The organism is Pseudomonas sp. GM21, assembly GCF_000282215.1.
Lineage (GTDB): Bacteria > Pseudomonadota > Gammaproteobacteria > Pseudomonadales > Pseudomonadaceae > Aquipseudomonas.
Genome location: NZ_AKJS01000196.1, coordinates 40,369 through 46,850, shown reverse-complemented (window position 1 = coordinate 46,850; position 6,482 = coordinate 40,369). Strand labels below are relative to the sequence as shown.

Below are 6,482 nucleotides of genomic sequence, written 5' to 3'. Positions count from 1 at the left end.
GCCGAACGCAGGCTTCGCCAGCTGCTACGGGTCGTGTAATGGCTTAACTGATCGGCATTAGGGCCACTGCCCCTCCTTTGCCCTACACCTTTCAACGAGTTTTCCTGAATTTCCGATGAATAAAGCCATCTCCGATCTGTCTTCCCACACGCCAATGATGCAGCAGTACTGGCGCCTGAAGAACCAGCACCCTGACCAGCTGATGTTCTACCGCATGGGCGATTTCTACGAGATCTTCTATGAAGACGCGAAGAAAGCCGCCAAGTTGCTGGACATCACCCTGACCGCCCGTGGGCAGTCGGCGGGCCAGGCGATTCCGATGTGCGGGATTCCTTACCACGCGGCGGAAGGCTACCTGGCGAAACTGGTCAAGCTCGGCGAGTCGGTGGTGATTTGTGAGCAGGTAGGTGATCCGGCGACCAGTAAAGGGCCGGTGGATCGCCAGGTGGTGCGAATCATCACGCCGGGCACGGTCAGTGATGAAGCACTGCTGGATGAGCGCCGTGACAACCTGATCGCAGCAGTGCTGGGTGACGAGCGTCTGTTCGGCCTGGCCGTGCTGGACATCACCAGCGGCAACTTCACGGTACTGGAAATCAAAGGCTGGGAAAACCTGCTGGCGGAACTGGAGCGGGTCAACCCGGTCGAGCTGATGATTCCGGATGACTGGCCCAAGGACCTGCCGGCGGAAAAACGTCGTGGGGTTCGTCGCCGCGCACCGTGGGATTTCGAACGCGACTCGGCACTGAAAAGTCTGTGCCAACAGTTTTCTACCCAGGACCTGAAAGGCTTTGGCTGTGAGAACCTGACCCTGGCCATTGGCGCCGCCGGTTGCCTGCTCAGCTACGCCAAGGAAACCCAGCGCACCGCCCTGCCGCACTTGCGCAGCCTGCGTCATGAGCGCCTGGATGACACCGTGGTGCTGGACGGCGCCAGCCGTCGCAACCTGGAACTGGACACCAACCTGGCCGGTGGTCGCGACAATACCCTGCAATCGGTGGTCGATCGCTGCCAGACCGCCATGGGCAGCCGTTTGCTGACCCGTTGGTTGAACCGTCCGCTGCGGGATCTGACCGTACTGCTGGCACGCCAGACTTCGATCACGTGCCTGCTCGACGGCTACCGCTTCGAGAAACTGCAACCGCAACTCAAGGAAATCGGCGACATCGAGCGGATTCTGGCGCGGATCGGCCTGCGCAACGCCCGCCCTCGCGACCTCGCTCGTCTGCGCGATGCACTGGGTGCGTTGCCTGAGTTGCAAGTGGCGATGACTGAGCTTGAAGCACCTCACATCATTCAACTGGCCAAGGTCACCAACACCTATCCGGAACTGGCTGCGCTGCTGGAAAAAGCCATTATCGACAATCCGCCAGCGGTAATCCGCGACGGCGGTGTATTGAAAACCGGTTACGACAGTGAACTCGACGATCTGCAATCGCTCAGCGAAAACGCCGGGCAGTTCCTGATTGATCTGGAAGCTCGCGAAAAAGCGCGCACCGGTCTGTCGCACCTGAAAGTCGGGTACAACCGCATTCACGGTTACTTCATCGAGTTGCCGAGCAAACAGGCTGAGTCCGCGCCCGCAGACTACATCCGCCGCCAGACGCTGAAAGGCGCCGAGCGTTTCATCACCCCGGAACTCAAGGCGTTCGAAGACAAGGCATTGTCGGCCAAGAGCCGTGCGTTGGCCCGCGAGAAAATGCTCTACGAAGCGCTGCTTGAAGACCTGATCAGCCAATTGCCTCCGCTGCAGGACACCGCCGCCGCGCTGGCCGAGCTGGACGTTTTGAGCAACCTGGCCGAGCGCGCCCTGAACCTCGACTTGAACTGCCCGCGTTTCGTCAGCGAGCCCTGCATGCGCATCACCCAGGGCCGTCACCCGGTGGTCGAGCAAGTGCTGAGCACGCCGTTCGTGGCCAACGACCTTAGCCTCGACGACAATACGCGGATGCTGGTGATCACCGGCCCGAACATGGGCGGTAAATCCACCTACATGCGTCAAACCGCATTGATCGTTTTGCTCGCGCATATCGGCAGCTTCGTGCCGGCGGCCAGTTGTGAACTGTCCCTGGTGGACCGGATTTTCACCCGGATCGGCTCCAGCGATGACCTGGCGGGCGGCCGTTCGACCTTCATGGTTGAAATGAGCGAAACCGCGAACATTTTGCACAACGCTACCGAACGCAGCCTGGTGCTGATGGACGAAGTCGGCCGCGGCACCAGCACCTTCGATGGTCTGTCCCTGGCTTGGGCCGCTGCCGAACGACTGGCACATCTGCGCGCCTACACGCTGTTTGCCACCCACTACTTTGAGCTGACGGTGCTACCGGAGGCGCAACCGCTGGTGGCCAACGTTCACCTCAATGCCACCGAGCACAACGAACGCATCGTGTTCCTGCACCACGTGCTGCCCGGGCCTGCCAGCCAGAGCTACGGCCTGGCAGTAGCGCAATTGGCCGGTGTGCCGAGCGAAGTGATCGTGCGTGCGCGTGAGCATCTCGGTCGACTGGAAGCCACCGCCCTGCCCCATGAAGTTCCGATGCCAGCCAAGGGCAAACCGGCCGCGCCACAGCAAAGCGACATGTTCGCCAGCCTGCCGCATCCGGTACTGGATGACCTGGCCAGGCTGGATCTGGACGACATGACGCCACGTCGTGCGCTCGAAATGCTCTATACACTAAAGAACCGGATCTAACGCACTTGCCTACAAGCTGTTAGAATCTCGCGCGGTTTGGGATGCTGCTGGCTAATAGCCTGGCCAGCAGACTATCGCTCCCAAACCTGGCGACCCCAACGTGAAGGGGCTCCGCTGCCGCCGCCTGAGGAGAAAATTAGAAATGACCTTCGTCGTCACCGACAACTGCATCAAGTGCAAGTACACCGACTGCGTAGAAGTGTGTCCGGTGGACTGCTTTTACGAAGGCCCGAACTTCCTGGTGATTCACCCGGATGAGTGCATCGACTGCGCACTGTGCGAACCAGAATGCCCTGCCGTGGCCATCTTCTCCGAAGATGAAGTTCCGGAAGGTATGCAGGAATTCATTCAGCTGAACGTTGAACTGGCCGAAATCTGGCCCAACATCACTGAGAAGAAAGAATCGATGCCGGACGCTGAAGAGTGGGATGGCGTCAAAGGCAAAATCAAAGACCTCGAACGCTGATTTCCCGCGCGTTCCCGAAAAGGCCCCTCGCGGGCCTTTTTGCTTTTCCTGAGGCAAAAAAAGGGGCGGTTTGACCCGCCCACATTTTTTCCCTATTCCCTGTGTTCCTTTGCATCGTCCTGATGAATCGCTTCCTGCGATGTCCGCTCCCCTCGTCCTTGAAGGGCGTGTCTGTCCATCGACACCGTTCAGATACTAGACTGTTCCCTACCCAGAGCAATTGGCCCGGGTCGTCAAAAACAAGAGTCCTTGGTTTTTCATGAATTTTAATATTAATAAAAATCATAGGGATAGCATGTAGCGGCGTAGGAAGATGTACGACTAGCCTCCTGGAAAAATAGTGAACACTTACGAAAGAGTAAGCGAAGACTTACAACGCAAGACTACAAACCTGCGGTAATCCCCACTCACTTTACAGGCAATAAAAAACCCCGAACCAAGCGGGGTCTTTTACTACCGGTTGAGCTTGTTGCTTATTGAAACAGCGACTCGCTCGACAGGCCGTTCTTCTCGAGAATCTCCCGAAGACGCTTCAGGCCTTCCACCTGAATCTGTCTGACCCGTTCCCGGGTCAGGCCGATTTCCAGGCCTACGTCTTCAAGTGTGCTGCTCTCGTGTCCGCGCAAGCCGAAGCGGCGTACTACCACTTCACGTTGTTTGTCCGTCAACTCCGACAGCCATTGATCGATGCTCTGGGACAGGTCGTCATCCTGAAGCAGCTCACAGGGGTCGGTTGGACGATCATCAGTCAGGGTGTCCAGCAGGGTTTTATCCGAATCCGGACCCAGCGAGACGTCGACCGAAGAAACCCGCTCATTCAAGCCGAGCATGCGCTTGACCTCTCCCACCGGTTTTTCCAGCAGGTTGGCGATTTCTTCGGGGGAGGGTTCGTGATCGAGTTTTTGCGTCAGCTCCCGTGCAGCCCGAAGGTACACGTTAAGCTCCTTGACCACATGGATCGGCAACCGGATGGTCCGGGTCTGATTCATGATCGCGCGCTCGATGGTCTGACGAATCCACCAGGTTGCGTAGGTCGAAAAGCGGAAGCCGCGTTCAGGGTCGAATTTCTCTACTGCCCGGATCAAGCCGAGGTTGCCCTCTTCGATCAGGTCCAGCAGCGACAGCCCGCGATTGACGTAACGACGGGCGATTTTCACCACCAGTCGCAAGTTGCTTTCAATCATGCGCTTGCGCCCGGCCGGATCGCCACTTTGCGACAGACGCGCAAAATGAACTTCTTCTTCCGGGGAGAGCAGTGGGGAAAAGCCGATTTCATTGAGGTACAGCTGCGTGGCATCAAGTGCCCGCGTGTAATCGATGTACTTGTGTTGCTTTAGCGAAGCGGAGTGTTTGGATTTGGCACGAACGGAAGAAGGTGGAGCCGCCCCTTCATCATTCGACATCGAATCCGTCTCGATACCGGCCTCCATCAGGAGAACCTCATCGTCGATGTCAAACTCCGGCACTTCTTTACTGAGAGCCATTGTTATAGTCCTTTGGTGAGTTCGACCTCAAGCTCAAGCGACGCCTTTATCCTTGGCAACGCTGGAGCTTGTTCCCTCTACGTGACGGAACAAGCTGGCTAACAAATCAACGACGTGGCAGGAATTGCAGCGGATCTACAGGTTTACCTTGACGGCGAATCTCAAAATGCAGTTTCACCCGGTCTGTACCCGTTGACCCCATTTCGGCAATTGTCTGTCCGACTTTGACCTGCTGCCCCTCCCGAACCAAAAGCCTGCGGTTATGTCCGTAGGCGCTGACGTAGGTTTCGCTGTGTTTGATGATGACTAATTCGCCGTAGCCCCTTAAGCCACTCCCGGCGTATACCACCGTCCCATCAGACGCAGCTAAAACAGGCTGTCCCAAATCTCCGGCGATATCAATTCCTTTATTCAAACTACCGTTTGATGAGAACTTTCCAATCAAAATGCCATTAGATGGCCATCCCCAGCCGGTCGGGGCTGGACCCGCAGGCGGCAATGGAGCAGGGGCCGGCTTGCTGGCGACGGACGGTGTAACCGCCTCTGTACTCGTGGTTGCGCCATTGGGCTGGCGCCGGATTACCGTGGTTTTCAGTGAAGACGAAGGCGTCGAACCGGACGCATTGGACACCGCTGTCGGCGTTGATCCGGTGCGGCCATCGAAGCGAATTACCTGACCCGGACGGATCGTATAGGGCGCAGGAATGTTGTTGCGTGCGGCGAGGGCTTTGTAGTCCCAGCCGTAGCGAAAAGCGATCGAGAACAGGGTGTCTTTTGGTCGAACGACATACTGACCTGTGGTCACTGCCGGACGTTGCGGCGCAGCCTTGCTTTGATCGACGCCGCCAGTGCTACTCGATTTGGTGCTGGAGCAACCAACCAGCAAGGTGCTCAAGACAAGGCCAGTCACCAGGCGCTGAAAGCTCGTTGTACTCATACGCTGCGCAATGACTGTGAGACTCACCCGCCGCTCCCTATGTGGTGGCTGAAATTGTGGATTGCCGAGTTCCGGCTCGAGATGTCGCAAGTATAACGGGCCGAACAGGCTTTACCTTTAATGAAGCTGAATCGCTCCGCGCACACGTTTGCCTACTGACGATAAATACCGTTTAACCAATCGCTGCCGCTGTAAGACACGGCCGATCGAAGAGAATTCAGCGCGTAAAAACAAATGCTCAGGCCAGTGGCCCGTTGAGCAAGGGCACGAAACGCACAGCCCCCAGCACACGTCGGGAAAAGCCTTGTTCTTCGCGGATGATCAGCATCAATTGCTGCACCTCGCCGGAGCCGACCGGGATCACCAGTCGCCCCCCCGGAGCCAACTGATCGAGCAATGCCTGAGGTACATCAGTGGCCACTGCCGTGACGATGATGCCGTTGTAAGGCGCCAAGGCTGGCCAGCCCTCCCAACCATCACCCCAACGAAACACCACGTTACGCAGGTTCAGCTCCACCAGGCGTTCCTTGGCCCGGTCCTGCAAAACCTTGATGCGCTCCACGGAAAATACCCGCTCGACCAGCTGTGACAGTACGGCCGTCTGGTAACCCGAGCCGGTGCCAATCTCCATCACCTTGTCCAAGGGACCAGCCTCCAGCAGCAACTCGCTCATGCGAGCCACCATGTAAGGCTGGGAAATGGTCTGGTTGTGCCCGATCGGCAACGCCGTGTCTTCGTAGGCGCGATGGGCCAGCGCCTCGTCAACGAACAGATGACGTGGCGTCCGGCGAATGACTTCCAGCACCTTGGCATTGGAAACGCCCTCTTCATACAGTCGCTGAATAAGGCGCTCGCGGGTCCGTTGAGAGGTCATGCCGATACCACGGCGCAGCATATCGT

General features: G+C 57.7%; 5 protein-coding genes. 2 read left to right on the top strand and 3 right to left on the bottom strand.

Annotation, left to right across the window (positions count from 1 at the left end):
- The first annotated feature begins 127 nt into the window (after positions 1–127).
- On the top strand, positions 128–2,695 hold the full coding sequence (gene mutS, locus PMI22_RS00795; protein ID WP_177323454.1) for a DNA mismatch repair protein MutS: 2,568 nt from the start codon (positions 128–130) through the stop codon (positions 2,693–2,695).
- 142 nt (positions 2,696–2,837) lie between these two features.
- Complete coding sequence (gene fdxA, locus PMI22_RS00800; RefSeq protein ID WP_007949364.1) at positions 2,838–3,161, top strand: ferredoxin FdxA; 324 nt, start codon at positions 2,838–2,840, stop codon at positions 3,159–3,161.
- Between the two features lie 473 nt (positions 3,162–3,634).
- On the opposite strand, the gene rpoS is transcribed toward fdxA, so the two are convergent.
- The 3 genes from rpoS to PMI22_RS00815 form a co-directional block, all read right to left on the bottom strand.
- On the bottom strand, positions 3,635–4,645 hold the full coding sequence (rpoS, locus tag PMI22_RS00805; RefSeq protein ID WP_007949363.1) for an RNA polymerase sigma factor RpoS: 1,011 nt from the start codon (positions 4,643–4,645) through the stop codon (positions 3,635–3,637).
- 106 nt (positions 4,646–4,751) lie between these two features.
- A complete protein-coding gene (locus PMI22_RS31030) occupies positions 4,752–5,609 on the bottom strand; it encodes a peptidoglycan DD-metalloendopeptidase family protein (RefSeq protein WP_007949362.1) in 858 nt (285 codons plus the stop codon).
- A 211-nt stretch (positions 5,610–5,820) separates the two neighbouring features.
- Positions 5,821–6,456 (bottom strand): protein-L-isoaspartate(D-aspartate) O-methyltransferase, encoded by a 636-nt coding sequence (locus PMI22_RS00815; RefSeq protein WP_172901226.1) that lies wholly within the window; start codon positions 6,454–6,456, stop codon positions 5,821–5,823.
- Positions 6,457–6,482 lie beyond the last annotated feature (26 nt).

Bases quoted from the DNA above. Each gene is read 5' to 3' on its own strand.
- PMI22_RS00815 (WP_172901226.1), bottom strand. From the start codon at position 6,456: ATGACCTCTCAACGGACCCGCGAGCGCCTTATTCAGCGACTGTATGAA.
- fdxA (WP_007949364.1), top strand. From the start codon at position 2,838: ATGACCTTCGTCGTCACCGACAACTGCATCAAGTGCAAGTACACCGAC.
- rpoS (WP_007949363.1), bottom strand. From the start codon at position 4,645: ATGGCTCTCAGTAAAGAAGTGCCGGAGTTTGACATCGACGATGAGGTT.